The 23,962-nt window shown below is 67.8% G+C and carries 25 protein-coding genes; 16 read left to right on the plus strand and 9 right to left on the minus strand.

Features of this window, described 5'->3' with window-relative positions:
* Positions 1-98: 98 nt before the first annotated feature.
* From FSB78_RS02955 to tatC, 6 genes are read left to right on the plus strand one after another with little or no spacing between them, the layout of a single operon-like run.
* Positions 99-1,100 carry a glycoside hydrolase family 3 N-terminal domain-containing protein gene (locus tag FSB78_RS02955; protein ID WP_147079818.1) on the plus strand — a complete coding sequence of 334 codons (1,002 nt, stop codon included), beginning with the start codon at positions 99-101 and terminating at the stop codon, positions 1,098-1,100.
* 16 nt (positions 1,101-1,116) lie between these two features.
* Entirely contained in the window at positions 1,117-1,839 is a 723-nt protein-coding gene (locus FSB78_RS02960; RefSeq protein ID WP_147079820.1) for a segregation and condensation protein A, read from the plus strand.
* Positions 1,836-2,411, plus strand: a complete 576-nt coding sequence (gene scpB / locus FSB78_RS02965; protein WP_147079822.1) for an SMC-Scp complex subunit ScpB — start codon at positions 1,836-1,838, stop codon at positions 2,409-2,411. The genes FSB78_RS02960 and scpB overlap by 4 nt, the downstream gene beginning before the upstream one ends.
* 28 nt (positions 2,412-2,439) lie before the next feature.
* Positions 2,440-2,676 carry a Sec-independent protein translocase subunit TatA gene (locus FSB78_RS02970; RefSeq protein WP_147079825.1) on the plus strand — a complete coding sequence of 79 codons (237 nt, stop codon included), beginning with the start codon at positions 2,440-2,442 and terminating at the stop codon, positions 2,674-2,676.
* Between the two features lie 36 nt (positions 2,677-2,712).
* Complete coding sequence (tatB, locus tag FSB78_RS02975; protein WP_147079827.1) at positions 2,713-3,216, plus strand: Sec-independent protein translocase protein TatB; 504 nt, start codon at positions 2,713-2,715, stop codon at positions 3,214-3,216.
* On the plus strand, positions 3,213-3,980 hold the full coding sequence (tatC, locus tag FSB78_RS02980; protein ID WP_147079830.1) for a twin-arginine translocase subunit TatC: 768 nt from the start codon (positions 3,213-3,215) through the stop codon (positions 3,978-3,980). The genes tatB and tatC overlap by 4 nt, the downstream gene beginning before the upstream one ends.
* Positions 3,981-4,080: 100 nt before the next feature.
* Here the strand turns inward: tatC and FSB78_RS02985 are convergent, their stop codons facing one another.
* The 3 genes from FSB78_RS02985 to FSB78_RS19420 all read right to left on the minus strand — a co-directional run bounded on the left by FSB78_RS02985 (position 4,081) and on the right by FSB78_RS19420 (position 6,267).
* Positions 4,081-4,215: an entericidin A/B family lipoprotein gene (locus tag FSB78_RS02985; protein ID WP_147079832.1), complete on the minus strand. Its 135-nt coding sequence runs from the start codon at positions 4,213-4,215 to the stop codon at positions 4,081-4,083.
* 292 nt (positions 4,216-4,507) lie between these two features.
* Entirely contained in the window at positions 4,508-6,052 is a 1,545-nt protein-coding gene (locus tag FSB78_RS02990; RefSeq protein WP_147079834.1) for a sensor histidine kinase, read from the minus strand.
* 74 nt (positions 6,053-6,126) lie between these two features.
* The gene (locus FSB78_RS19420) at positions 6,127-6,267 is read right to left on the minus strand and encodes a NepR family anti-sigma factor (RefSeq protein ID WP_242007952.1); all 141 of its coding nucleotides are present in this window, start codon (positions 6,265-6,267) and stop codon (positions 6,127-6,129) included.
* A gap of 301 nt (positions 6,268-6,568) precedes the next feature.
* Between FSB78_RS19420 and FSB78_RS02995 the strand changes: the two genes are divergently transcribed.
* The 9 genes from FSB78_RS02995 to FSB78_RS03030 all read left to right on the plus strand — a co-directional run bounded on the left by FSB78_RS02995 (position 6,569) and on the right by FSB78_RS03030 (position 15,317).
* A complete protein-coding gene (locus tag FSB78_RS02995; RefSeq protein WP_147079836.1) occupies positions 6,569-7,366 on the plus strand; it encodes a response regulator in 798 nt (265 codons plus the stop codon).
* 47 nt (positions 7,367-7,413) lie between these two features.
* Positions 7,414-7,551 carry a hypothetical protein gene (locus FSB78_RS19230; RefSeq protein ID WP_199743104.1) on the plus strand — a complete coding sequence of 46 codons (138 nt, stop codon included), beginning with the start codon at positions 7,414-7,416 and terminating at the stop codon, positions 7,549-7,551.
* Positions 7,552-7,647: 96 nt separating this feature from the next.
* Positions 7,648-8,304 carry a sigma-70 family RNA polymerase sigma factor gene (locus FSB78_RS03000; protein ID WP_147079838.1) on the plus strand — a complete coding sequence of 219 codons (657 nt, stop codon included), beginning with the start codon at positions 7,648-7,650 and terminating at the stop codon, positions 8,302-8,304.
* 353 nt (positions 8,305-8,657) lie between these two features.
* On the plus strand, positions 8,658-11,258 hold the full coding sequence (locus FSB78_RS03005; RefSeq protein WP_242007954.1) for a bifunctional [glutamine synthetase] adenylyltransferase/[glutamine synthetase]-adenylyl-L-tyrosine phosphorylase: 2,601 nt from the start codon (positions 8,658-8,660) through the stop codon (positions 11,256-11,258).
* Positions 11,251-11,709 (plus strand): peroxiredoxin, encoded by a 459-nt coding sequence (locus tag FSB78_RS03010; protein WP_147079843.1) that lies wholly within the window; start codon positions 11,251-11,253, stop codon positions 11,707-11,709. The genes FSB78_RS03005 and FSB78_RS03010 overlap by 8 nt, the downstream gene beginning before the upstream one ends.
* 276 nt (positions 11,710-11,985) lie before the next feature.
* On the plus strand, positions 11,986-13,113 hold the full coding sequence (locus tag FSB78_RS03015) for a M23 family metallopeptidase (protein WP_242007956.1): 1,128 nt from the start codon (positions 11,986-11,988) through the stop codon (positions 13,111-13,113).
* 264 nt (positions 13,114-13,377) lie between these two features.
* Complete coding sequence (gene erpA, locus FSB78_RS03020) at positions 13,378-13,716, plus strand: iron-sulfur cluster insertion protein ErpA (protein ID WP_147079847.1); 339 nt, start codon at positions 13,378-13,380, stop codon at positions 13,714-13,716.
* A gap of 23 nt (positions 13,717-13,739) precedes the next feature.
* On the plus strand, positions 13,740-14,504 hold the full coding sequence (xth, locus tag FSB78_RS03025; RefSeq protein WP_147079849.1) for an exodeoxyribonuclease III: 765 nt from the start codon (positions 13,740-13,742) through the stop codon (positions 14,502-14,504).
* Between the two features lie 9 nt (positions 14,505-14,513).
* A complete protein-coding gene (locus FSB78_RS03030) occupies positions 14,514-15,317 on the plus strand; it encodes a transporter (RefSeq protein WP_147079851.1) in 804 nt (267 codons plus the stop codon).
* 38 nt (positions 15,318-15,355) lie between these two features.
* On the opposite strand, the gene FSB78_RS03035 is transcribed toward FSB78_RS03030, so the two are convergent.
* Positions 15,356-16,507 (minus strand): N-acetyltransferase, encoded by a 1,152-nt coding sequence (locus tag FSB78_RS03035; RefSeq protein ID WP_147079853.1) that lies wholly within the window; start codon positions 16,505-16,507, stop codon positions 15,356-15,358.
* A 130-nt stretch (positions 16,508-16,637) separates the two neighbouring features.
* Here FSB78_RS03035 and FSB78_RS03040 point away from each other — a divergent pair, with 130 nt between their 5' ends.
* The gene (locus FSB78_RS03040) at positions 16,638-17,741 is read left to right on the plus strand and encodes a fatty acid desaturase family protein (RefSeq protein ID WP_242007958.1); all 1,104 of its coding nucleotides are present in this window, start codon (positions 16,638-16,640) and stop codon (positions 17,739-17,741) included.
* A gap of 140 nt (positions 17,742-17,881) precedes the next feature.
* Here the strand turns inward: FSB78_RS03040 and lptG are convergent, their stop codons facing one another.
* From lptG to FSB78_RS03065, 5 genes are all read right to left on the minus strand, one after another.
* Positions 17,882-18,979: an LPS export ABC transporter permease LptG gene (gene lptG / locus FSB78_RS03045; RefSeq protein ID WP_147079855.1), complete on the minus strand. Its 1,098-nt coding sequence runs from the start codon at positions 18,977-18,979 to the stop codon at positions 17,882-17,884.
* On the minus strand, positions 18,976-20,172 hold the full coding sequence (gene lptF, locus FSB78_RS03050; protein WP_147079856.1) for an LPS export ABC transporter permease LptF: 1,197 nt from the start codon (positions 20,170-20,172) through the stop codon (positions 18,976-18,978). Before lptF ends, lptG begins: the two co-directional genes overlap by 4 nt.
* Before the next feature lie 111 nt (positions 20,173-20,283).
* Entirely contained in the window at positions 20,284-22,170 is a 1,887-nt protein-coding gene (locus tag FSB78_RS03055) for an ATP-binding protein (protein WP_147083974.1), read from the minus strand.
* 127 nt (positions 22,171-22,297) lie between these two features.
* Positions 22,298-23,560: a serine palmitoyltransferase gene (gene spt / locus FSB78_RS03060; protein WP_147079858.1), complete on the minus strand. Its 1,263-nt coding sequence runs from the start codon at positions 23,558-23,560 to the stop codon at positions 22,298-22,300.
* A gap of 117 nt (positions 23,561-23,677) precedes the next feature.
* On the minus strand, positions 23,678-23,923 hold the full coding sequence (locus FSB78_RS03065; protein WP_147079860.1) for an acyl carrier protein: 246 nt from the start codon (positions 23,921-23,923) through the stop codon (positions 23,678-23,680).
* Positions 23,924-23,962 lie beyond the last annotated feature (39 nt).

The raw sequence follows: 23,962 nt of genomic DNA on the forward strand, positions 1-23,962 counted from the left end.
GGGCGGTGTCGCTGCTTGACCCTGGGCTCCCGCCTTCGCGGGAGAACAGAAGGGCGAAGGGGTGACGGGATAGGGGCGGACGGCTAAGCCCCCAGCCCATGAAACCCGTGATCTTCGGCCTGTCCGGCCTCACCCTGACCCCCGACGAGCGCGCGTTCTTCGCGGACGCGGAGCCTGCCGGCTACATCCTCTTCAAGCGTAACGTCGCCGACCGCGCGCAGCTGCGCGCGCTGACCGAATCGCTGCGTGACGTGGCGGGTCGCGACGATCTCGCGATTTTGATCGACCAGGAGGGCGGACGCGTCGCGCGGATGGGGCCGCCGGAATGGCCCGACTTCCCCGCCGGCCCCGCCTTCGATGCGCTGTACGAGCGCGCGCCGATGACCGCGATCCAGGCGGTGCGCGCCAATGCGCAGGCGCTGGGTCTGATGCTCGCCGAGGTCGGGATCACCGTCGACTGCCTGCCGCTGCTCGACGTCGCGCAACCCGACACCACCGAAGCGATCACCATCCGCGCGTTCGGATCCGAGCCGATGCGTGTCGCGGCGATGGGGCGCGCGACGCTTGAGGGGCTGGCGGCAGGCGGTGTCGTCGGCGTCGTCAAGCACATGCCCGGGCATGGCCGCGCCCAGGTCGATTCGCACCACCTGCTGCCGACCGTGACCGCGAGCGACGACGAGCTCGAGATCGATATCGAACCGTTCCGCACGCTGAACGGCGCGCCGATGGGGATGACCTCGCACATCGTGTTCGACGCCTGGGATCCGCAGCGCCCCGCGACGCTGTCGCCGACCGTCATCGCGGACGTCATCCGCGGGCGGATCGGGTTCGACGGGCTGCTGATGACCGACGATATCGACATGAAGGCGCTGTCGGGCAGCGCGGGCGACAAGGCCGCGGGTGCGATTGCAGCGGGTTGCGACCTGGTGCTCGATTGCCATGCGAAGATGGCGCAGATGACCGAGATCGCGGGCCGGCTCGGCGACATCGCGGCGTCGTCGCGCGCGCGGCTCGATCGCGCGATGGCGAGCGTCGGCGCGCCGCAGGGCGACTTCGCGGAGTTGATCGCCCGGCGCGACGCCTTGATGGCGGTGAACTGAGCGCTAAGCTCGCGGCATGACCGCCGACGAGACACTGACGCTGGAGCTGGACGGGTGGGAGGGGCCGCTCGACCTGTTGCTGGCGCTGGCGCGCGGACAGAAAGTCGATCTGCGCGCGATCTCGATCCTCGCGCTGGTCGAGCAGTATCTCGCCTATGTCGACCAGGCGCGGAGCCTGAAACTGGAGCTGGCCGCCGACTATCTCGTGATGGCGGCATGGCTCGCCTATTTGAAGTCCGCGCTGCTGTTGCCGCGCGACCCGCAGGCGGAGCCCGACCCCGAAGAACTGGCGATGAAGCTGCAGCTGCGGCTCGAACGACTGAGCGCGATGCGGGAGGCGGGGGCGCGGCTGATGGCACGCGATCGGACTGGCCGCGACGTCTTCGCGCGCGGGGCGCCCGAGGGGCTGCGTACCGTCCGCACCGCGCTGTGGACCGCCGAGATCTACGACTTGATCGCCGCCTATGGCCGGATCAGCGCACGGACGCGGCCAGTGATGCACGTCGTCGCCGACCGCGCGGTAATGACGCTGGAAGCGGCGCTCGAGCGCGTGTCGATGCTGCTCGGCGAACGCATCGACTGGAGCGTGATCGAGAGCTTCCTGCCCGAATCGGGCGAGGCGCTGCGGCGGTCGGCGCTGGCGTCGAGCTTCGTCGCGGCGCTGGAACTGGCGCGGCAGGGGCGGGTGGAGTTGCGCCAGGCGGGGCCGTTCGCGCCGCTCTATCTGCGCGCGCTGTGACCCCGCCCGACGATTTCACGCGCGCGGTCGAGGCGGTGCTGTTCGCGAGCGACGTGCCGCTGACGCTCGATGCGATTCGCGCGCATGTCGGGGCGGGCGACGTCCGCGCCGCGCTCGACCGGCTGGTGGAGGACTATACCGGGCGCGGCATTGGGATCGTCCGGCGCGGCGAGCGCTGGCAGGTCCAGACCGCGCCCGACCTGGCGCATCTGCTGCGCCGCGACCGCGAGGAACCGCGCAAGCTCAGTCGCGCGGGGATCGAGACGCTGGCGATCATCGCCTATCACGAGCCGGTCACGCGCGCGGAGATCGAGGCGATCCGCGGCGTGCAGATCTCGAAGGGCACGATCGACGTGCTGATGGAGGCGGGGTGGGTTCGCCCCGCGGGGCGGCGCGACGTGCCGGGGCGGCCGCTGACCTATGCGACGAGCCCCGAATTCCTCGTCCATTTCGGGTTGGCGAGCCGCCGGGACCTGCCGGGAATCGACGATCTTCGCGCCGCCGGCCTGCTCGATCCGGTCGATCTCGCCTTCGAGCAACTGGAGGTGGCAAACCCGCACGAAGACGACTAGATAGGGAAGAGTTTCCAGGAGAATTGCCATGGGCGGTTTCAGCCCGATCCACCTACTCGTGCTTGCGGTCGTAGCGATCCTTCTGCTCGGCGGCGGTCGTTTCTCGAACCTGATGGGCGACGTCGCCAAGGGCGTGAAGAACTTCAAGAAGGGCATGTCCGAGCAGGACGAGGACGACGCCAAGCCCGCAGCGCGCATCGAAGCGAAGAAGACCGCCGATCCCGCGTTCGACCGCGACGGCAATCGCGTCCGCGAAGACCGCTAGGACGCCCGTTTGACGTACCAAGACAGGCGCGGCTGAATGTTCGATATCGCGCCATCCGAGCTGTTGCTGGTCGGCTTCGTCGCGCTCGTCGTGATCGGGCCGAAGGATTTGCCGAAGGCGATGCGGGTCGTCGGCTATTGGGTCGGCAAGGCCCGCGGCGTCGCGCGGCAATTCCGTTCGGGATTCGATTCGATGGTCCGCGAGGCGGAGCTCGAGGAGATGGAGAAACGCTGGGCCAGCGAGAACGAGCGGATCATGCGCGAGCATCCGCAGACATCGACGTCGGACGAGCATCCGGCGGCCGACGTTCATCCTGTCGCTGACGTCGGTCACGTGGAGGAAGACGGCACCGCGCCCGCGGTGATGGTCGACAAGCCAGTGGTGGCACCGGCCGAGCCGGACCATGCCGCAGCCCCTCCAGTGCCCGCACCCGTACCCGCCGCTGCGCCGGTGCATACGCCCGATCTGTTCGATCCCGCGGCACCCGGCATTCCCGATGGCAAGCCGGGTGCCGACGACAGGGACGTCGCGAAGTCATGAGCGAGATCGACGACAGCCGCGCGCCCCTGCTCGATCACCTGATCGAACTGCGCCGCCGCCTGCTCTACTGCATCGCCGCGCTGGTCGTGACGTTCGGGGTGGCGATGTATTTCGCCGAGGACATCTTCGGCTTCCTCGTTCACCCGCTGCTCGTCGCCGGGCAGAACACGGTGATCTATACCGAGATCTTCGAGGCGTTCTTCGTCCAGATCAAGGTCGCGTTCTTCGCGGCGATGATGCTGTCCTTCCCGGTGATCGCGAACCAGCTGTGGCAGTTCGTCGCGCCGGGGCTGTACAAGAAGGAGAAGCGCGCGCTGCTGCCCTTCATCCTGGCGACGCCGGTGCTGTTCCTGATGGGCGCGGCGATGGCGTATTACATCGCGGTCCCGATGGCGCTGCACTTCCTGCTCGGGTTCGACGGCATGGTCGGCGGGGTGAAGCGAGAGGCACTGCCCGCGATCGGCAACTACCTGTCGTTCATCATGCAGTTCCTGTTCGGCTTCGGGCTGGCCTTCCTGCTGCCCGTGCTGCTGATGCTGCTCGAGCGCGCCGGGATCGTGACCCGCAAGCAGCTGATCGGGGCGCGGCGCTATGCGATCGTCGCGGCGTTCGCGATCGCCGCGGTGCTGACGCCGCCGGATATCGGGTCGCAGTTGCTGCTCGCGATCCCGTTGACGATCCTCTACGAGCTCGCGCTGATCGGGATCTGGTTCACAGAGCGGAGCCGCGCGAAGGCCGCCGGGACCGAGATCGTCGAGGGCTAGGCGCACCGGCCGACGCCGGTGGGGCGGCCTGTCCCCAAAACGAAAACGGGCCCCGGTGCGGCTGCACCGGGGCCCGTTCCGTATCCGCGAGGAAAGCGGTTTACTTGGCGTCGTTCGCCGTCTTGGCGACCGTGCGGCCGGCCGAGCTGACGTCCTTGCCGGCGCCCTCGACCGTGTTGCATGCCGATACCATCAACGCGCCGGCGACAAACGCCAAACCTACCAACTTACGCATGATACCATCTCCTGAACGGGCTTGAATGCCGGGTTCCCAATGATCGGACGCCGGTTTCGTTCCTTCAACGGAACGACCGTCGTCAATCTGTGGAATGTGAAAAGACCCGGAAGCATCACCGGGGGGGGGAGGGTGGATGCTTCCGGGCCTATGACTTGGACGGCGAGAGCGGGGGGGCATAAAATCGCCATCCGAACAGTAAAACGGCAGGCGTGTCGCTCGGTTCCAGCTGTCGAGAACTTTTTTCGCAGCCAACCTCGAAGCCGGCTTTCGCAGCCGGTGCGAACCAGCGTCAGTCGCGGCCCGTGAACGCGAACGCGATCTCATAGGCACCCGCCAGCGGGTCGTGGTGCAGCGGCGAGCGGAGCTGGCGCGAGAGGCCCTCCATCACGCGGCCATAGCGAGCCGCCGCCTCGCGCAGCATGTCGCTTTCGACCAGCGCACGCGACACGACGCGGAGGACCGCACGTGCGGGATCGTCCGACGGCTTCACGACGATGCGGATCTGCGCGGTGGGATCGCACGTCATCGCCAGCTCGATCGTCTCCGTGACCAGAAAGGCCAGCGCGACGGCGACGTCCTGGTTGACGAGGTAGGGATCGATATCGAGCGTGATGCCGAGGCCATGCGAGCGGTCGGGCGCGGTCGCGCGGATATTCGCGGCGAGTTCGCCGATCATCGTCCGCAGGTTGAGCCCGCGATTCTCCTCCATCTCGGCGAAATGATTGCGGTGGACGACCGCCAGCGCATCGACGCGGCGCTGGATCGACGAATAGGCCTCTGTCGCATCCGCGCTCTTCGCGCTGCGGGCGTGGAAGTTGATCAGGCTGGAAATGACCTGCAGGTTGTTCTTCACGCGGTGATGGACTTCGCGGGTCAGCTTGGTCTGGCGGACGAGCCCCTCGGCAAGCCCGGCCTCATGCAGGGCGACGGTGCGGCTGATCGCCTGGAAGGTCTCGCCGAGTTCGCGGATCTCCTGCGCGGGCAGCGTGCGGACGCTGCCCGAGTCGATCTCCTTGCCCGGCTGGAACGCGGCGACGCTCGCGCGCAGGTTGCGCAGCGGGCGGATCAGCAGATGGTCGACCACGAACCAGGCGATGCTCGCGGCCGCCAGCCACATCAGCAACGGCAGCAGCATCGCGATCACCACGGGCGACGTGATCGGCGCGCTGCGGACGCTGGTGCGCAGCGCGATCCCGGCAATGCCGAGATCGGTCCGCATCGTCTCGAGCCGATCGAGCGGCTCCTCGTCGGGGATGCTCTCGAGCACGAGCGTGTCCTCGCCGAGCACCAGCGCACTGCTGAAGGTCAGTGCGCGGCTGGTCGGCCGGCCGATCGTCTCGAGGAAGCGCTGCGGGAAATAGGCGCGCGCGGTGGTCTGGCCGTTGGGGCCGGAGATCGCCAGGACCAGCCCGCGGTTGGGCAGGATGGCGGCGGCGATGGGAGTGTCGCCCGGCCGTACCGCGACCGGGTCGGGGAGAGGCTCGCCGCACAGCACCCGACCGCGGCGATCGGCGATGACGAAGCGCGTGCCTGCGGACGATTGCTGCGCGAACACCCCCTGCGCCCGGGCACAGGACGGCGCGTCGGCGGGATCGGTGCCCAGCGCATTCACGGCCACGCGCAAGGCAGTCATGTCGCCGATCAGCTCGATCGCAATCGCGCGGGCGCTCTCGTTCGCGGTCACGCGCAGCCGCGCCCGTGCTTCCGCATCGGCCAGACGCGTCGTCTGCAGCGTGGCGAAGATCGCGATCAGCGCGAGCGGCAACAGCGCCGCGCTCAGGATCAGGAAAAGCTTGGCGCCGGTCGGCAAACGCCGGATCGCGAAGAAGGACATGCTGGTGGGGTCGTCGTCCGGGGCAGTAGACGGTTCGGTCTGGGTGGGGGGCGGCAAGGCCATGCGGCCCGCCGTCAGTCCAGCTTGCCGAGCAGCGCCAGCATTTCGTCGGGCACCGCCTCGTCGACCGTCTTCTGATAGACCGATCGCAGCGCCGAGCCCATCCGCTGGTCCCCGTCGCCAACCTTGGTCGCCGTCTTGGTGCCTGGTTTCACAGCGGAACTCTTCGGCGTGTCGTCGTCAAAATTCAAAATTTCCCCCTGCACGACGCACTCGATATGTTGGCGAATGCCTGCCGCGCCGGTCCGCGTCCAGCCGCATTTTCGCTAAAAGATTGCCTGTGAAACCAAATAGCCTCTCGATGGTTCCGTTACCGACGCGAAAAAAGCACAAGCGACAGCTGGGTATGCAGAACCAAGCGTGCCGGGCTGTTCGCGATTTTGGCGGCGGCCATTGCAATGACGCGAGCCAGCCGACACATGGTGGCCGCACAGGATCAGGGAGTTATCATTACCCATGTCGCTCGGACAGCAACTCGCACCGCATCTACCGTTCCTGCGCCGCTACGGCCGCGCGCTGACGGGCAGCCAGAGCCATGGCGACAAATATGTTCGCGCCACGCTGGAAGCGATCGTCGCGGCGCCGGAGGAATTTCCGCGCGACGTCGATCCGCGGCTCGGCCTGTACCGCATGTTCCATGCGATCTGGTCGTCCGCGAACTACGACGAGGTCGCCGACGAGGGCGACACGAGCGGCCATGAGGCGACCGCGCGTGCGCGCCTTGCCCGGATGACGCCGCTGTCGCGCCAGGCGCTGTTGCTGACCGCGATGGAAGGGTTCACGCCCGAGGACGCCGCGTATCTGATCGAGGTCGACACCGACGAGGTCGACTCGCTGGTCGCCGAGGCATTGTCCGAGATCGAGAACCAGACGCGCGCCCGCGTGCTGATCATCGAGGACGAGCCGATCATCGCGATGGATATCGAGACGATCGTGCGCGACCTGGGCCATGACGTGACCGGCGTCGCCGTCACGCGCGACGAAGCCGTCGGCCTGGCGATGGAGGATCGTCCCGGGCTCGTGCTCGCCGACATCCAGCTGGCGGACGACAGCTCGGGCATCGACGCGGTCAAGGATATCCTGGCCGAGTTCGAAGTGCCGGTGATCTTCATCACTGCGTTCCCGGAGCGGTTGCTCACCGGCGAGCGCCCCGAGCCGACCTTCCTGATCACCAAGCCGTTCCAGCGGTCGACGGTGAAGGCGGCGATCAGCCAGGCGCTGTTTTTCAACCAGGCGACGTTGCCGACCGGTTGATCGCAAACAGTTACGGACCCAAAACGGCTTTAGGGAGTTGACGCGGCATGGCTGATCCTAACGAACAAATCCATGTCTCGACCGACGAAGCACGTGCGGGGGCGACCCCGCACATGACCCGATACATTCTGGGGATATCGCTCGTCCTGGTCATCGTGATCTTTGCGGTCCTGGTCCTGCGCTAACGACCATTCATCCGCCCGCGTGACTCGCCAAGGTGCGTGCGTCGGCAATTATTGTTACGCACGCGTGACGGACACTACGGGATTGATCGGATTTCCATGACGCAAGCAGCTCCGCCTGAACACGACGCCGACGAGGAGGCCGCAGAGGCGGTTGCGCCGATCGAGCACGTCTCCCTGTCCGACGCCGAGTTCAAGGTGCAGCTCGCGCAGGTCATCCCGCATCTGCGCGCGTTCGGTCGCTCGCTGTCGGGCAGCCGCGACCTTGCCGACGATCTCGTGCAGGAAACCCTGCTCAAGGCGTGGGCGGCGCGTCTGCGGTTCCAGGCCGGTACCAACATGCGCGCCTGGACCTTCATCATCCTGCGCAACCTGTATCTGTCGCAGATGCGCCGCGCGCGTTTCAAGGGCGAATGGGACGACCTGGTCGCCGATCGCATCCTCGCGGCACCGGCCAGCCAGGATCGCCACGTCGAGCTGGGCGACATGCAGCGTGCGCTGATGCATCTGCCGCAGCCGCAACGCGAGGCGTTGATCCTCGTCGGCGCGGGCGGCTTTGCCTATGAAGAGGCAGCGGAAATCTGCAATGTCGCGGTGGGGACGATCAAGAGCCGCGTGGCGCGTGGCCGGGTCGCCCTCGAGACCATCCTGACCGACGGGTCGCTGCCGTCACGCCGCGATCACGAAACCGATACCAGCAAGACCGCGCTCGATACGATCATGGGCGACGTCGAGGAACTGAGCCGGGGGCGGTAAAACCCGCCGGCCGGCGATCGCCGGGCTCAGGCCCGGCCGATGCAGTCGAGTTGCCGCAGGATCATCGCCATATCGTCCGGTACGCCCGGCGCCTCGCTGAATGCGTTGCGGAGCGCGTGTCCGACCACGTCGGTGGCTTGCGGACGGCGGACGATTTGGCGACCTTCCTTTTCCTGGCCTATCGTGAGAAATGCATATGTCATGGGGTAGGAACGGTCGAGAACGGATTTTGTTGCTTTCTGTGACGAGATGTGCTGGCAGCAGGGAATTCTGATCGCATGGACGGCGTGGCACCGCCCGACCCCGTGGCTGCCGCCGTGGAGCGAGCGCGCCGGTTCTCTCCCTTTCTTGCCATGGCGCTGGACCGCGAGCCCGGGCTCGATGCGGCTCTCTCCGCCGGTCGGTTGGATCTGACGAAATCGAGCGCGACGCCCGACATGCCGGTGGGGCGCCGCTTGCGGATCGAGCGCCGGGCATTGGCGCTGAACGTCGCGATCGGTGATATCGCGGGCGTGCTCGACCTGACCGCGGTGACGGAGGCGCTGACCGGCTTTGCGGACTACGCGCTCGATACCGCGATCCGCGCTGCGATCGAGGAGCGCACGCCGGGCGAGGTACCCCACGGGTTCGTCGGCATCGCGCTCGGCAAACAGGGGAGCGGCGAGCTCAATTACTCGTCCGACATCGATCCGATCCTGCTGTTCGACCCCGAGACGTTGCCGAGGCGTGCCCGCGAGGAGCCCGAGGAGGCGGCCGTGCGCATCGGCAAGCGCGTGGTCGAGTTGCTGCAGGCGCGTGACGGCGACGGGTATGTGCTGCGTGTCGACCTGCGGTTACGGCCGTCCCCGGAGATCACGCCCATCGTCCTGCCGGTCGATGCGGCGATCGGCTATTACGAGGCGCAGGCGCTGCCGTGGGAGCGGGCCGCGTTCATTCGTGCGAGGGCCGCGGCGGGCGACATCGCGCTGGGGCAACGCTTTCTCGATGCGGTCCGGCCGTTCGTCTGGCGCCGCGCGCTCGATTTCGGCGCGATCGGCGAGATCCGGGGAATCTCGCGACGGATTCGCGACCACCATGCGCAGGGGCAGGTGTTCGGCGCAGGCTACGACCTGAAGCGCGGGCGCGGCGGGATCCGCGAGGCGGAGTTCTTCGCGCAGATCCACCAGCTGATCCATGGCGGGCGCGACCCGGCGCTGCGCGCACCGGCGACGCGCGAGGCGCTGGCGCGGCTGGCTGCGGCGGGGTGGATCGATCCCGACGATGCCGCGATCCTCATCGACGGCTACACGGTGCTGCGGACGATCGAGCACCGCGTGCAGATGATCGACGATCGCCAGACGCACAGGCTGCCGACCGGCGATGCGCTGGAGCGGGTCGCGAAGCTGCACGGGCTCGACGATTCGCGCGCGTTGCTGGAGGCGCTGGCGCCGCACGTTGCCGGTATCGGGCGGATCTACGATGCGCTCGACGACGACGTCCGGCCTGCCTTCTCGCACGACGCGGTGACGCTGGAGGACGATCTCGCGCGCGCGGGGTTCAGCGATGCGGCGGCGGCGCGGCAACGCATCGAGACCTGGCGCAGCGCGGCCTATCCGGCGCTGCGCAGTCCCGCCGCGCGTGAGGCGCTGGAGGCGGTGCTGCCGACCCTGGTGCCCGCGCTGGCGACGGCGCCGGTGCCGCAGGCGGCGCTGCTGCGGCTCGATGCGCTGCTCGAGCGGCTGCCGAGCGCGATCAACATCTTTCGCCTGCTCGAAGCCCGGCCGGGGCTCGCGACTCTGCTCGCCACGATCCTCAGCCATGCGCCGACGCTGGCGGACGATCTGGGCCGGCGCCCCGACCTGCTCGACGGCCTGATCGACGCCACCGCGTTCGATCCGGTGGGCGATGTCGCGTCGCTGATGGCGACGATGCGCGCGCACGAGACGGGGGGCGATTACCAGGCGCGGCTCGACCATGTCCGGCGCGTGGTCGGCGAACGGCGGTTCGCGCTCGGCGCGCAGATCGTCGCCGGGATCGCCGACCCGCTCGACGTCGCGGCCGGCTACGCCCGCGTCGCGGAAGCCGCGATCGGCGTGCTGGCGGACGCGACGATCGCCGAGTTCGCACGCGCGCACGGCGTCGTGCCGGGCAGCGAACTCGTCATCCTCGCGCTCGGGCGGATGGGGGGCGCGATGCTGACGCACGCGTCCGACCTCGACCTGATCTACCTGTTCACTGGCAGCTTCACCGCCGAATCGGACGGCGCCAAGCCGCTGGGCGCGACGCTCTACTACAACCGTCTCGCACAGCGGCTGACCGCGGCGCTATCGGTGGCGACGCCGGCGGGGCCGCTTTACCAGATCGACACGCGGCTGCGGCCGTCGGGTGGGCAGGGGCCGCTGGTCGTCACGCTCGACAGCTTCGCGCGCTACCAGCGCGAGGACGCCTGGACCTGGGAGCATATGGCGCTGACGCGCGCGCGACCGGTGTTCGGCTCGGCCGATGCGCGCGCGGCGGTGTCGGCGGTGATCGCCGCGGTGCTGGGCGGCGCGCGGCCATCACGCGACATCGTTGCGGACGCCGTCGCGATGCGCGCCGAGATGGCGGCGCACAAGCCGCCGCGCGGCGAACTCGATGCCAAGCTACTGCCGGGCGGGCTGGTCGACCTCGAATTCGCGGTGCACGTCGTGCAGCTCGTCCGGCGCGTGGGGCTCCATCCCAACCTGGGATCTGCGATCGACGACCTGGTCGGGCAGGGGCTGCTCCCGGCCGAGATGCGCGCGGCGCACGACCTGCTCACCCGGCTGCTGGTCACGTTGCGGCTGGTCGCGCCCGATTCGCAGGTGCCCGGACCGGCGACGCAGGCGCTCGTCGCGCGTGCGCTGGGGCTGGCCGACTGGACCGCGGTGGTTGCCACGCTGGCGACGACCCGGCAGGAGGTCGAGCGGACATGGCAGGAGCTGACCCGTGGTTGAAGGCGACGAAATCCCCGACGTGACGGTGCTGATGGCGGATGGCCCGATGCCGCTCGCCGAGCTGGGCCTGCCGCTGGTGGTGTATTTCTATCCGAAGGACGACACCGCCGGCTGCACGCGGGAGGGGCAGGACTTCACCGCGCTCGCCCCCGCCTTCGCAGAGGCCGGCGCGGTGGTGGTCGGGATTTCGAAGGACAGCCCCGAGGCGCACGCCAAGTTCACCGCCAAGCACGCCTTGTCCGTGGCGCTGGCGACCGATCCCGACGGCAGCGTCTGCGAGGCGTTCGGCGTATGGGTCGAGAAGGCCATGTACGGCCGCAAGTATCTGGGAATCGAGCGTGCGACGTTCCTGTTCGGCGCCGATGGCAAGCTGGTCACGGCGTGGCGGAAGGTCCGCGTTCCGGGCCATGTCGACGCGGTCCTTGCCGCGGTCGGCACGCTGCGCAGCTGAACTTGGCAGCAGGTCGCGGTTGTGGCGAAATCTTAGTTCGTTCCGACATTTGTGACTGTATTCAACGACTCGCCGCGCGAAGCTGGCGGTCTGGCGCGCGGCTCTTGCCTGACTAAAGCGGATCGTTCCTAAACGCTCCTGTCTGATGGGCGGAGGGGCTGCACTTCAGGACCGTATCCGGCGCTGCATTTCTCAGGGGGAATGCGGCCCGTTCAATGTCGGGGACCAGTCATTATTTCCGTATCCGCAGCCGCCTTCGCCAGCCGTATCAAGCGCATGTTCGCGACGCGCGACGTTCTGTTCCACGATGGCCGCTCGCTGAAGCGCGTCAGCATCGGCGGCAAGAGCCAGGCCGTGATGGCCGCCATCGGCGCGGTGACGATCGGCTTCTCCGGCTACGGTGCCGCTGCCGCGACGGGTGTCGTCGCGACTGCCAGTTCGGACCAGCAGGTCGCGCACATGGAGCGCCAGATTGGCCAGCTCCACGCCCGCGTCGCGACGATCCGCCGCACCGCCGAGGTTCATGCCCGCCGCATCGACCAGCGCCAGGCGCTGATCGCCGCCGCGATCACCGGCAAGGGTGATGCGAAGCAGCTCGCGCTCGCCACGCTCTCGATCGATCCCACCGCCGAGAAGGTTTCCGCCGACGTCGTCCGGCCGCTGGTCAAGGCAGAGGGACGCCAGGTCGTTCTCGCCGGTGCCGCGCAGCGCCTGCTCGACCAGCGCTATGCCGACACCACTGCCGCGGTTCGCAAGCTCGGCCTGCGCCCCGCGCGCATCGTGAAGCGCAGCGCCGCGGGCTCGGCTGCGATGGGTGGCCCGATGATCGATGCGGCCAGCGAGGAAGCAACCTCGGACCTGCGCGCCGACGCGCAGTTCCGCACGCTGTTCCAGACCTGGAAGAAGCTCGACACGCTGCAGCAGGGCGTGATTGCGATCCCGTCGGTCCATCCGGTCCACACGCTCGCCTTCACCAGCAATTTCGGGATCCGCTCGGACCCGTTCCGCGGCACCGCGGCGATGCATGCCGGCGTCGATATCCCCGGCCCGGTCGGCACGCCGATCTACGCGACCGCCGATGGCATCGTCAGCCATGCCGGCCTGCAGGGCGGGTACGGCAACCTCGTCGAGCTGAACCACGGCAAGGGCATCGCGACCCGCTACGGTCACCTGTCGAAGATCCTCGTCGCCGACAACGCCCGCGTGACCCGCGGCCAGCTGATCGCGCTGATGGGCTCGACCGGGCGCTCGACCGGTCCGCATCTGCATTACGAGGTCCGCATCGACGGCCATGCGGTAAACCCGGTGCCGTTCCTGACCACCGCGGACTACCTGCTCGCCGCGCAGGACCGCTCGGTCCGTGCGATCCCGATCTCGACGACGGGCCCTGCCGCGCAGGACTGAGCGCTCGTCGGCGGTCCTGCCCGACCGTCATCCTAGCCCCCTATCGTCATCCTAGCGAAGGCTGGGATCTCGTGCGGCAAGGGCGTGGCCGATAACGGGAGACCCCACCTTCGCTGGGGTGACGGATGAGGTGTGAGGCACAAGGCAGCGGCTAGGTGACGCGTCGTTGGCTGCGTTGAAGCGTCGTCGCTGGACGACGAACCAGTAGCCGGCGCGGAGCGACCGCAGGTTGCCCCGCCCCCCGCGACGCCCTATCTCCACCCCATGGCAACGCTGGCACCCGAGATCATCCTGACCCCCTCCGCGGCGGCGCGAGTCGCGGCGATCGCGTCCAAGCAGGGCAAGCCTGCAATCCTGCGCCTGTCGGTCGATGGCGGCGGCTGTTCGGGGTTCCAGTACAAGTTCGGCTTCGCCGACGCGGCGGAGAGCGACGACATCATCGCCGAGACCGATGGCGTCCGCCTGGTCGTCGACAGCGTCAGCATCGATCTCGTCCGCGGTTGCGCGGTCGACTATGTCGAATCGCTCGGCGGGGCTGCGTTCAAGGTCGAGAACCCGAACGCTGCGTCGGGCTGTGGCTGCGGTTCCAGTTTCGCGATCTGATCCGCCGCGCTAAGCGTGGCCGCATGAAAATCGTTACCTACAACGTCAACGGCATCAAGGCGCGGCTGCCGCGGCTGGTCGAATATCTGATCGAGCAACAGCCCGACATCGTCTGCCTGCAGGAGCTGAAGGCCGAGGCGTTTCCGATCGCGGAGATCGAGGAGCTCGGTTACGGCGCGATCTGGCACGGCCAGAAGAGCTGGAACGGCGTCGCGATCCTCGCCAGGGGCAGCACGCCGGTCGAACGCCAGCGCGGGCTGGAGGGTGAACCCGAGGACGAGCATAGCCGCTATCTGGAGGCGGAGGTCGACGGCCTCGTCGTCGGCGCGCTCTATCTGCCCAACGGCAATCCGCAGCCGGGGCCCAAGTTCGACTACAAGCTGCGCTGGATGGACCGGCTCGCGGCGCGTGCGCGCGCTCTGCTCGCGGAGGAGAAACCGGCGGTGATCGCCGGCGACTTCAACGTCATCGCGAACGACGACGATACCTTCTCGGTGCGCGCGATGCAGGACGACGCGCTGATGCAGCCCGAGAGCCGCGAACGCTACCGCGCGTTGGTGGCGCAGGGGTGGACCGATTCGCTCCGCACGCAATTCCCCAAGGGCAAGGTGTGGACGTTCTGGGACTATCAGGCGGGGGCGTGGCCGCGCGATGCCGGGTTCCGGATCGATCATCTGCTGCTCAGCCCACAGGCCGCCGATCGGATGATCGACGCGGGCGTCGACAAGGCCTATCGCGGCCGCGAAAAGGCCAGCGACCATGCGCCGACCTGGGTACGCCTGCGATAAGGGACGGATATGATCGGACGACTGGGGCTGTTCGGGCTCGCGATGATGGCGGCGACACCCGCGCTGGCGCAGGCGGACGAACCGCGTTTCTGCCCCAACCGGCCGAGCATCGGATCCTCGGCCTGCGTCACCGAGCCGGGCAGGGTCCAGGCCGAGATGTCCGGGATCGACTGGACGCGCGACGACAGCGCCGATTCGCGCGAGGACACGATACTCTCGGGGGATCTGCTGGTGCGGATCGGCCTGGGTATTACGACCGAGGCGGAGATCGGCTGGACCGGGTTCGGCCATGCCCGCACGCGCGACAAGACGACCGGCGCCATCGACACCGTCAACGGCGTCGGCGACGTCCGGCTTGCCCTGCGCCAGAACCTCGCCAACCCAGACGGAAAGGGCCTGTCCTACGGCATCGAGCCGTTCGTCACGCTGCCGGTCGGGCGCGACCCGATCGGGCAGGGCGATTGGGGGACGGGGGTCATCGTGCCCGTGACCTACGACCTGTCGGACACGGTGAACCTGGCGCTGACCAGCGAAGTGGACGCGATGCCCGACCAGGACGCGCATGGCCGGCACCTGGCCTATAGCGAGATCGTGGGCTTGGGTTACGCACTAAGCAAGCAATGGAGCGTGGTCGGCGAACTGTCGGTCGCGCGCGACGACGATCCGGCCGACCGGCATACCGAGGCGGTTGCCGCAGGCTCGTTCGCGTGGCAACCGCGCAACGGACTTCAGTTCGACCTGCTCGGGGCGGTCGGGCTGAACCATGCCGCACCGGACGTGCGGCTGGTGACGGGCGGCGCGATCCTGTTCTGACTGTTCTCCCGCCTTCGCGGGAGAACAGTAGCGGCGCGTTAGAGCGTCTTGCCGTAGACCTGGTATACCTTGTTCATGCGACTCTCGATCGTCTCGGCGATCGAGCGCATTCCCTGGTTGTCGTCAAGGATCCAGCCGATCTCCGCGCGCTTCGCGTCGTAATTGGCGACCGAGGCGCGGCGGATATATTCGATCATCATGAAGGCGAGCTGGCTCGCCATCCGCGACGATTGCAGCTCCTTGACGACGCCCATCAACGGCACGCGCACGGTGCGGACCTTGGGCTTGCGCAGCCACCACAGCAGTTTCGCCCAGCCGAACGGGAACAGGCTGCCGTTCAGCGGCTTGATCGGCTCGTTGAGATCGGGAAGCGTGATCATGAACGCGGCCGGCTTGCCGTCGACCTCGGCGATGCGGATCAGGTCGTTGAACACGATCGGCTTCAGCTTGACGCCGACGTCCTTGATCTCGGGTTCGGTGAGCGGCACGAACCCCCAATTGTCCGACCAGGCATCGTTGAGGATGCCGAGGATGATCGCTGCCTCTTCCTCGAACCTGGTCTTGTCGACCTCGCGGATGACGATGCGCGGGTTGTTCTCGCCCGACTTGATGATCCGCTGGACGATCGGCGGGAAGTTGCGCGTGACGTCGACCTCATAGGTCATCAGCTGCTTGACCGGCTCGTATCCCGCGCCCTCGATCCAGCCGCGATAGTCCGGCTTGGCATGGCCCATCATGATCGTCGGCGGATGGTCGTAGCCCTCGATCAGCAGCCCGGGCTCCTCCCAGATCGACATGCTGATCGGGCCCAGCGCGCGGGTCATGCCCTGGCCGCGCAGCCAGTCCTCGGCGGTCGCGATCAGCTCTGCCCCGGTCGCTGCATCCTCGGCGTCGAACAGCCCCCATTGGCCGACGCCCGGGCCGAAGCCCTGCGCCGACGGCATCGTCAGCGCCAGCGTGTCGATATGCGCCGATATCCGCCCGATGACGCGGCCGTCGCGCTCGGCAAGGAACAGCTGCGCCTTGGCATGGCTGAACCAGCCATTCTTCTCGGGCGTGATCAGCCCCAGCGCCTCACCCTTCAGCGGCGGCACCCAGTTGGGATCGTCGGCATAGAGGCGAAAGGGCAGGTCGACGAAGGCCTTGCGGTCGCGCTTCGAGTCGATCGGACGGATAACGGTGGTGGCCAAATGACGACGCCTTGTTGTTCGGGGGCATTCGTTCCCTTGGGCAGACGCCTGTGTCAAGGCGATGGCGCAACGCAGCGTTTCCAAACGGCGCCGGGCTGTAAAGTCACTGTCTCGCCATTATCTACCGGTAATGGATAGCCTTATGGACAGCTCGCTCGCTCTTTCGCGCGGCCCCGCCACGGCGGCGCCGATCTCGCAGCCCACGCACCGGGTCGCCGACGACAAGGCGATGTTGCGGACCGCGGCGGAGGCGACGCGCGACCTGATCACGCCGAGCCGCGCGATCTACTGGGGCGACCTGCTCGCCTCGGTCGGCATCGGCTATGGCGCGCTCGGCATCGCGGTGACCACTGCGTCGACCGGGTGGATGATCGCCGCCGGGGTCGTCTCGGTGCTCGCGCTGTACCGCGCGCTCAGCTTCATCCACGAGCTCACGCATATCAAGCATGCCGCGCTGCCCGGGTTCCGGGCGGGCTGGAACGCGCTGGTCGGCGTACCGATGATGGTGCCGTCGTTCATGTACGAGGGCGTCCACAACCTCCACCATGCCAAGACGCGCTACGGCACGTCGGAGGATCCCGAATATCTGCCGCTCGCGCTGATGAAGCCGTGGACGTTGCCGCTGTTCATCCTCGTCTCGGCGCTGGCGCCGGTCGGGCTGCTGATCCGCTACGGTGTGCTGGCGCCCTTGTCCGCGGTGATCCCGGGGTTCCGCAAGGTCGTCGTCGAGCGTTATTCGGCGCTGTCGATCAACCCGTCGTTCCGCCGCCGCCTGCCCGAGGGCGAGTTCCGTGCGCAGTGGCTCAGGACCGAGGTCGCGACGTCGATCTGGGCGGTCGCGCTGCTGACGATGGTCGTGACCGGCGTCATTCCGCTCCACGGGTTCGCGATCGCGATGGTGGTCGGCTCGGCCGTCGCCGTGCTCAACCAGGTCCGCACGCTGGTCGCGCATCTCTGGGAGAATGAGGGCGAAGTGATGAGCGTCACCGCGCAGTATCTCGACAGCGTCAACGTGCCGCCGCCGGCGCTGCTGCCGATGCTGTGGGCGCCGGTCGGCCTGCGCTACCACGCGCTGCATCACCTGTTGCCCGGCGTTCCGTACCACGCGCTGGGCGAGGCGCATCGCCGGCTCTCTGGCACGCTCGATGCGATGTCGCCTTATCACAAGGCGAGCTATCCGGGTCTGCCAGGGCTGGTCGGCAAGATCGCCCGCAGCACGATGGTGGCGCGGTAACTTCTCGACGTTTCCGGGGGAGAGCTGCGCTTTCCCCCGTCATCCTGACGAAAGTCAGGATCCAGAGTTACAGGTGGCAGCTTTAGTTACCCTGGGTCCTGGCTTTCCTCAGGATGACGGTGTGGGGGATACGCGACCCCCTATTCCTCGCTGCGGATCAGCACCGCTTCGCCGATCAGGAAGAAGAGCAGGAACGGCGCCCAGGCGGCGAGGAACGGCGGGTAGGCGCCGAGATTGCCCATCGCGAGCGCGAAATTGTCCGCGACGAAATAGGCGAAGCCCAGCGCCATCCCGATCACCGCGCGGATGAACAGCTTGCCTGAGCGCGCGATTCCGAACGCGGCGACCGCGCCCAGCAGCGGCATCAGCACCGCCGACAACGGCCCCGACAATTTGTGCCACAGCGACCCCTCGAGCGCCTTGGTCGGGCGACCGGCATCGGACAGGTCCGCGATCGCCGACTTCAGCGCGCCGAACGACAGGCCGTCGGCGTCGACGCTCGACAGCGTGAACTGGTCGGGACGGACGTTCTTGGCGACCACCGCCGTGCCGAGCTGGGTCACGGTGCCCTTCGCGACGTCGAACCGGTTGGCAGGCCAGATCGCCCAGCCGCCGGCGACGCGCCGGCCATGGTCAGCGTGGACCACCGCCACGAGGTTGCCGCCGGTCCGGTCGTAGAGCGTTACGCCGCCGAGCCGTGCGGCGTTGCCGCGGCCGCGGATCTGCGCGACCTCGATCAGGTCGTCGCCGTCGCGGACCCAGACATTGGTGCGATCGCCGCGATCGATCGGCAGGCGGCCGTAATCGACCTTCTGCCACTGGTCGAGCGTCGCGGTCGCGCGCGCGACGACGCGGTCGCTGAACACGAAGCTGATCACCGCGATGCCCATGCTCGCCACCAGCAGCGGCGCGAGCACCTGGTGCGCCGACAGGCCGGAACCCTTGAGCGCGATGATCTCGCTGTTCTGGTTCATCGTGATCAGCGTCAGGATGGTGCCGAGCAGCACCGAGAAGGGCAGGAAACGCGCGATGATCTGCGGCACGCGCAGCCCGACATAATGCCAGACTTGTGCGTCGCCATTGCCCGGGAAGGCCAGGATCCGGCCGGATTCGCTGAGCAGGTCGAGCGCCTGCAGCACCAGAACCAGCGCGGCCAGGACTGCGAAGGTCCGGACGAGGAACAGCCGCGCCATGTAGATCGCGACGGTGCGCGACGGGAAGAAACTGGTGAAGGTCATGCCGGCACTCCGGGGGCCAGATCTCTACCCACATCTCTACGGCGCCCGGGAAGGCGGCTGGTGATCGCCTTCGCGGCCTTGGAGAAGACGCGTTCGAGCGCGCCGATCGGCTGCCCGCCGGGGACATAGGCGATCGTATAGTACATCCAGAGGATCAGCCCGGCGAAGATCGTGAACGGCACCCACAGCGCGATGATCGGGTCGATCCGGCCGAGCTCGCCGATGTCGGCGGCGTACTGGTTCACCTTGTGATAGGTGACGATCATCACGATCGCGAGGAACACGCCGAACGCGGACGAGGATCGCTTGGGTGGCACGCCGAGCGCGAGTGCGAGCATCGGCAGCAGGAACATCGTCGCGACCTCGGCCAGGCGGAAGTGGAATTCCGACCGGCTGCTGTCGCGCGCCTCGAGGCTCGCCGCGCTTTTGCCCTGCCGCGCCAGTTCGGGCAGCGTGTATTCGAGGTTGCGGCCGCCGCGGACACGGAAATTGCCGAATTTCGGCAGGTTGATCGGCAGATCGTGGCTGCTGAACGTCAGCACGCGCGGCGCCTTGAACTCGGGCCGGTTGTGGATCAGCGTGCCGTTCGCCAGGCGGAAGATGATGACGTTGGGATCATCGGTCGCGAGGAACTTGCCGCGATCGGCGGTCACCCCGACCCAGTCGCCGTTCTGCGACTGCGCATGGACGAAGATGCCCGACAGCTCGCGGCCCTTGTCCTTGCTCTGCTCGATGCGCATCGTCATCCGGTCGCCGAGATTGGTGAACTCACCGACCTTGATCGAGGCGCCGAGCGCGCCGGTGCGCAGCTCGAACCGCAGCCCCTCGTAATAATAGCGGGCGATCGGCTGGACATAGCCGACGATGGCGAGGTTCGTGAGCGCCAGCGCGATCGTGTACATGTACGGCACGCGCAGCAGCCGGCTGTAGCTCATGCCGACGCCGCGCAGCACGTCGAGCTCGGACGAGGTCGCGAGCCGGCGGAACGCGAGCAGGATGCCGAGCAGCAGCCCGATCGGAATGCCCAGGCCCAGATATTCGGGGAGCAGGTTGGCGAGCATCCGCCACACCACGCTGATCGGCCCGCCCTGCGTCGCGACGAAGTTGAACAGCCCCAGCATCCGGTCGAGCACGAACAGCATGACGGCGATCAGCAGCGTCGCGAACAGCGGCACCGCGATGAGCCTGGCCATGTAACGATCGATGGATTTCATGGGCTAGGCTCGAAGGGCGGGGAGATTGGCGGGCATCATCCGCGCCGGATATAGGCGGGGCGGGGCAGGGCGTCACGCGCTATCGCGCGACTATTCGGCGGCGATCGGCCGTAGCGTCGCGGGTCGGTCGGCGGCGACCGCGGCCGCGACCGCGCGTTCCAGCCCGGTCAGCGTGAACGGCTTGCGCAACACCTCGTGCCCGCCGAATTCGCGCGCGTTCGCATCGCCGGCAAATCCGGTGACGAACAGCACCGCGATGTCGCGGTAGCGGGGGGCGAGCGCCGCGATCATCTCGGGGCCGGTCTGGCGCGGCATCAGCACGTCGGAAAGGATCAGGTCGATGCCGTCATGCGCATCGAGCAGCGCCGGCGCCGCCAGCGGATCGTTGCAGTGGATCGTGACGTGGCCGAGTTCCTCCAGCGCGCCGGTCGTCGCGGCGAGCACGCGCGGATCGTCCTCGACCACCAGGATGGTCAGCGTGGCGGGCGCGACGACCGTATCGGCCACGCGTTCGACGGTCGCGGCAGGCGCGTCGACGGCACAGGCCTCGCGCGGGATGTACAGCGTGACCGTCGTGCCCTGCCCGGGGGCGGTGTCGATCCTGATCTCGCCATCGGCCTGGCGCACCAGCGCGAAGATCTGGCTGAGCCCCAGGCCAGTGCCCTTGCCGACCTCCTTGGTCGTGAAGAACGGTTCGAACACGCGCTCGGCGATCTCGGGCGCCATGCCCGATCCGGTATCGCCGACCGCGATCGAGACATAGTCGCCCGCGGCGCAGTGCCCGACCTCGCCTTCGCCCAGCGTCACCGCCCCGGTCGCGATGGTCAGTTCGCCGCGGCCGTCCATCGCGTCGCGCGCGTTGACCGCCAGGTTGAGCACCGCATTCTCGAGCTGCAGCCGGTCGCCGCGGACGCAGGCGGCAGCGGAGGTGTCCTGCGTCACGACGGTCACCGAGTCGCCCAGCGTGCGGTCGAGCAGGTCGGACATGCCGGCCACCAGCGCCGCGACGGGAATCGATTCGGACTTGAGCGAATCCTCGCGGCTGAACGCGAGCAGTCGGCGGGTCAGTGCGGCGGCGCGGTTGGCGCCTTCGCTCGCGCTGTCGATATGGCGCTGGGCCGCTGCGACATCGACCGTGACGCAGCGTTTCGCGAGTTCGAGGCCGCCGAGAACGACCGCCAGCATGTTGTTGAAATCATGCGCGATGCCACCGGTCAGCTGCCCGACCGCATCCATCTTCTGGATCTGTCGGACCTTGGCTTCCTGGACGCGCAGCTCGGTGGTGGCGCGTTCGACCGCAGAGGTCAGTTCGGCGGCGCGCTCGCGTTCCAGGTCGGCATCGGCCTGCGCATCGGCGCGTTCGCCGACCGCGCGGATCGTGAACCAGCCGAGCACGATCGCGCCGACCACGATCAGCACGCCGAACACGGCGAGCGTACCCGCGATCCGGCTCGACCGCTCGACCGATCCGATCGCCGCGGTCGATCGCTCGTCGAGGATGGTCCGCTCGCGCGCGATCAGGCGGTCCAGCGTGGTACTGATCACGGCGAGCGTCGGCGCGGTGCCGGCGTGGTAGAAGCGGGCATAGGCCTGCTTGTTCTTGCCGTAATTGGTGCTGAGCGCGGTCATCGACAATTCGCGCCCGCGCGACGCATAGGCGTCGCGCAACCGAGCGATCTCGGGCCGCTGGACCGGATTGTCGTAGGTCAGCCGCTCCAGCCGGTCGATCTGCGTGCCCGCCAGCACCCATTCGTCGAAATACAGCCGCCCCAGCTGCTTGTCGCCGCTGATGACGTAGCGGCCGAGCGACGCTTCCGACCGGGCGATCGTCCCCGCCAGGCTGCGCGCCAGGATCATCACGTCGTAACTGTGCGCCTGCAGCGTCAGCGCGCGGTCGCGCTGGCGATTGGCACTGCCGAGCGTCAGGATCAGGGCGACGAGCACCGCCGCGCCGAGCAGTCCCATCACGACGAGCATGATGATCCGCCACGTCGCTCCGCCCCCGGGGGCCCCGGTTCCGGCTTCGTCCTGCGTCACGCGGTCAGCCTATCGCATCGCCGGACGAGTGGCCAGACTGCGCGCCGGAGCCTTGGACGGTCGCCGCTCAGGCGATGACGCCGACCGCACGACCCGCCGCCTCAAACATGCCGAGGATCGTCGCGACCTGTTCGTCGGTATGCTCGGCGCATAGCGAACAGCGCAGCAGGAACGTGCCGGCGGGGGTCGCGGGCGGGCGCGCCATGTTCACGTACAGACCGCCTTCGAGCAGCGACTGCCAGATCGCCACCGCCTGGGTCTGGTCGGTCAGGATGATCGCGATGATCGCGGAGTCCGACGTCTCGGTGCCGAGCTTGAAGCCCATCGCCTTGAGCCCGGCATGCACCGCGCGCGCGTTCTTCCAGAGCTGCGCGCGCTTGTCGTGCGCGGTCATCAGCTTGCGGATCGAGGTCGCGGCGGTCGCGACCACCGACGGCGGCAGCGACGCGGTGAAGATGTACGGGCGGCAGGCGAAGCGGACCATCTCGAACTTCGGGTGGTTCGACACCACGAACCCGCCGACCGTGCCGACCGACTTCGAGAAGGTGCCGACGACGAAGTCGACATCGTCGGTCAGCCCCATCTCCTCGTACACGCCGCGGCCGTTGGGGCCGAAGAAGCCCATCGAATGCGCTTCGTCGACCAGCACCATGCAGCCATGCTTCTTGGCGACCGCGACCATCTCCTTCAGCGGCGCGATGTCGCCGAGCATCGAATAGACGCCCTCGAGTACCACGAGCTTGCCGGCCGCTGCGGGCAGGCGGCCGAGGCGCTTGTCGAGATCGTTGACGTCGTTGTGGCGGAACCGGACGATCTCGGCATTGCCCTGCTTGCAGCCGTCATAGATCGACGCATGGCTGTCGGCGTCGAGGATGACGTATTCGCCCTTGCCGGCGAGCGTCGAGATGATGCCCAGATTGGCCATGTAGCCGGTCGAGAACACGATCGCGCCGCTGGCGTCGTAGAATTCGCGGAGCGCCTGCTCGACGTCGATATGGTCGTGGAACGTGCCGTTGAGCATCCGGCTGCCGTTGGTGCCCGACCCGAACGCCTCGAGCGCGTCCTTGCCCGCCTGGATGACGTCGGGGTCGAACGTCATGCCCATATAGTTGTAGGTGCCGAGCAGGATGGTCTCCTTGCCGCGGATCACCGCCTGGGTCGGGCCCGTCACGCGGTCCATCACGATCGCGAACGGATCGCGCACGCCGGTGGCGAGCAGCGCGTCGCGCTCGGCGATCAGGGGATCGAACTTCGACATCAGGTCGCGTTCGGGCGCGATCGTCGGCGGATCGATCGGGAGCGCGTGGGCGGTGGTGGCGGCTTCGGTCATGTTCGGTTCCAGATCAGGACGGTATCGCCCCTGCCGTTCGCCCTGAGCGAAGTCGAAGGGCCTTTACCATGTGCTTCGACTTCGCTCAGCACGAACGGGTGGGGGGTATGGGCTTGCTCAGGCGGCCTTCAGCTTGGCGACCGCGTCGACCAACTGCCCGACGGTCTCGATTTCGGCCTGCATGTTCATCGTGATGATGATGTCGAATTCGTCCTCGATCGCGGCGACGAAATCCATCACGGTCAGGCTGTCCCATTCGAGATCGCCCTGAAAGGTCGTCGCATCGCTGAGCGCAACACCCTTCTTGTTGAACGGTTCGATCTGCGCGACGACGGTGTCGTAAATGGCTTGGCGGTCGCTCATGCTGGTCCTTCCGGGTAACGCGCACGTCCTGACAGGCAA

This window comes from Sphingomonas ginsenosidivorax (assembly GCF_007995065.1).
GTDB classification, from domain to species: Bacteria; Pseudomonadota; Alphaproteobacteria; order Sphingomonadales; family Sphingomonadaceae; genus Sphingomonas; species Sphingomonas ginsenosidivorax.

What these genes read in the sequence shown, in the direction of transcription:
- FSB78_RS02955 (WP_147079818.1), top strand. Translation starts at nt 99, where the DNA reads ATGAAACCCGTGATCTTCGGCCTGTCCGGCCTCACCCTGACCCCCGAC.
- FSB78_RS02960 (WP_147079820.1), top strand. Translation starts at nt 1,117, where the DNA reads ATGACCGCCGACGAGACACTGACGCTGGAGCTGGACGGGTGGGAGGGG.
- FSB78_RS02970 (WP_147079825.1), top strand. Translation starts at nt 2,440, where the DNA reads ATGGGCGGTTTCAGCCCGATCCACCTACTCGTGCTTGCGGTCGTAGCG.
- tatB (WP_147079827.1), top strand. Translation starts at nt 2,713, where the DNA reads ATGTTCGATATCGCGCCATCCGAGCTGTTGCTGGTCGGCTTCGTCGCG.
- tatC (WP_147079830.1), top strand. Translation starts at nt 3,213, where the DNA reads ATGAGCGAGATCGACGACAGCCGCGCGCCCCTGCTCGATCACCTGATC.
- FSB78_RS02985 (WP_147079832.1), bottom strand. Translation starts at nt 4,215, where the DNA reads ATGCGTAAGTTGGTAGGTTTGGCGTTTGTCGCCGGCGCGTTGATGGTA.
- FSB78_RS02990 (WP_147079834.1), bottom strand. Translation starts at nt 6,052, where the DNA reads ATGTCCTTCTTCGCGATCCGGCGTTTGCCGACCGGCGCCAAGCTTTTC.
- FSB78_RS02995 (WP_147079836.1), top strand. Translation starts at nt 6,569, where the DNA reads ATGTCGCTCGGACAGCAACTCGCACCGCATCTACCGTTCCTGCGCCGC.
- FSB78_RS19230 (WP_199743104.1), top strand. Translation starts at nt 7,414, where the DNA reads ATGGCTGATCCTAACGAACAAATCCATGTCTCGACCGACGAAGCACGT.
- FSB78_RS03000 (WP_147079838.1), top strand. Translation starts at nt 7,648, where the DNA reads ATGACGCAAGCAGCTCCGCCTGAACACGACGCCGACGAGGAGGCCGCA.
- FSB78_RS03005 (WP_242007954.1), top strand. Translation starts at nt 8,658, where the DNA reads ATGGCGCTGGACCGCGAGCCCGGGCTCGATGCGGCTCTCTCCGCCGGT.
- FSB78_RS03015 (WP_242007956.1), top strand. Translation starts at nt 11,986, where the DNA reads ATGTTCGCGACGCGCGACGTTCTGTTCCACGATGGCCGCTCGCTGAAG.
- erpA (WP_147079847.1), top strand. Translation starts at nt 13,378, where the DNA reads ATGGCAACGCTGGCACCCGAGATCATCCTGACCCCCTCCGCGGCGGCG.
- xth (WP_147079849.1), top strand. Translation starts at nt 13,740, where the DNA reads ATGAAAATCGTTACCTACAACGTCAACGGCATCAAGGCGCGGCTGCCG.
- FSB78_RS03030 (WP_147079851.1), top strand. Translation starts at nt 14,514, where the DNA reads ATGATCGGACGACTGGGGCTGTTCGGGCTCGCGATGATGGCGGCGACA.
- FSB78_RS03040 (WP_242007958.1), top strand. Translation starts at nt 16,638, where the DNA reads ATGGATAGCCTTATGGACAGCTCGCTCGCTCTTTCGCGCGGCCCCGCC.
- lptG (WP_147079855.1), bottom strand. Translation starts at nt 18,979, where the DNA reads ATGACCTTCACCAGTTTCTTCCCGTCGCGCACCGTCGCGATCTACATG.
- lptF (WP_147079856.1), bottom strand. Translation starts at nt 20,172, where the DNA reads ATGGCCAGGCTCATCGCGGTGCCGCTGTTCGCGACGCTGCTGATCGCC.
- FSB78_RS03055 (WP_147083974.1), bottom strand. Translation starts at nt 22,170, where the DNA reads ATGCTCGTCGTGATGGGACTGCTCGGCGCGGCGGTGCTCGTCGCCCTG.
- spt (WP_147079858.1), bottom strand. Translation starts at nt 23,560, where the DNA reads ATGACCGAAGCCGCCACCACCGCCCACGCGCTCCCGATCGATCCGCCG.
- FSB78_RS03065 (WP_147079860.1), bottom strand. Translation starts at nt 23,923, where the DNA reads ATGAGCGACCGCCAAGCCATTTACGACACCGTCGTCGCGCAGATCGAA.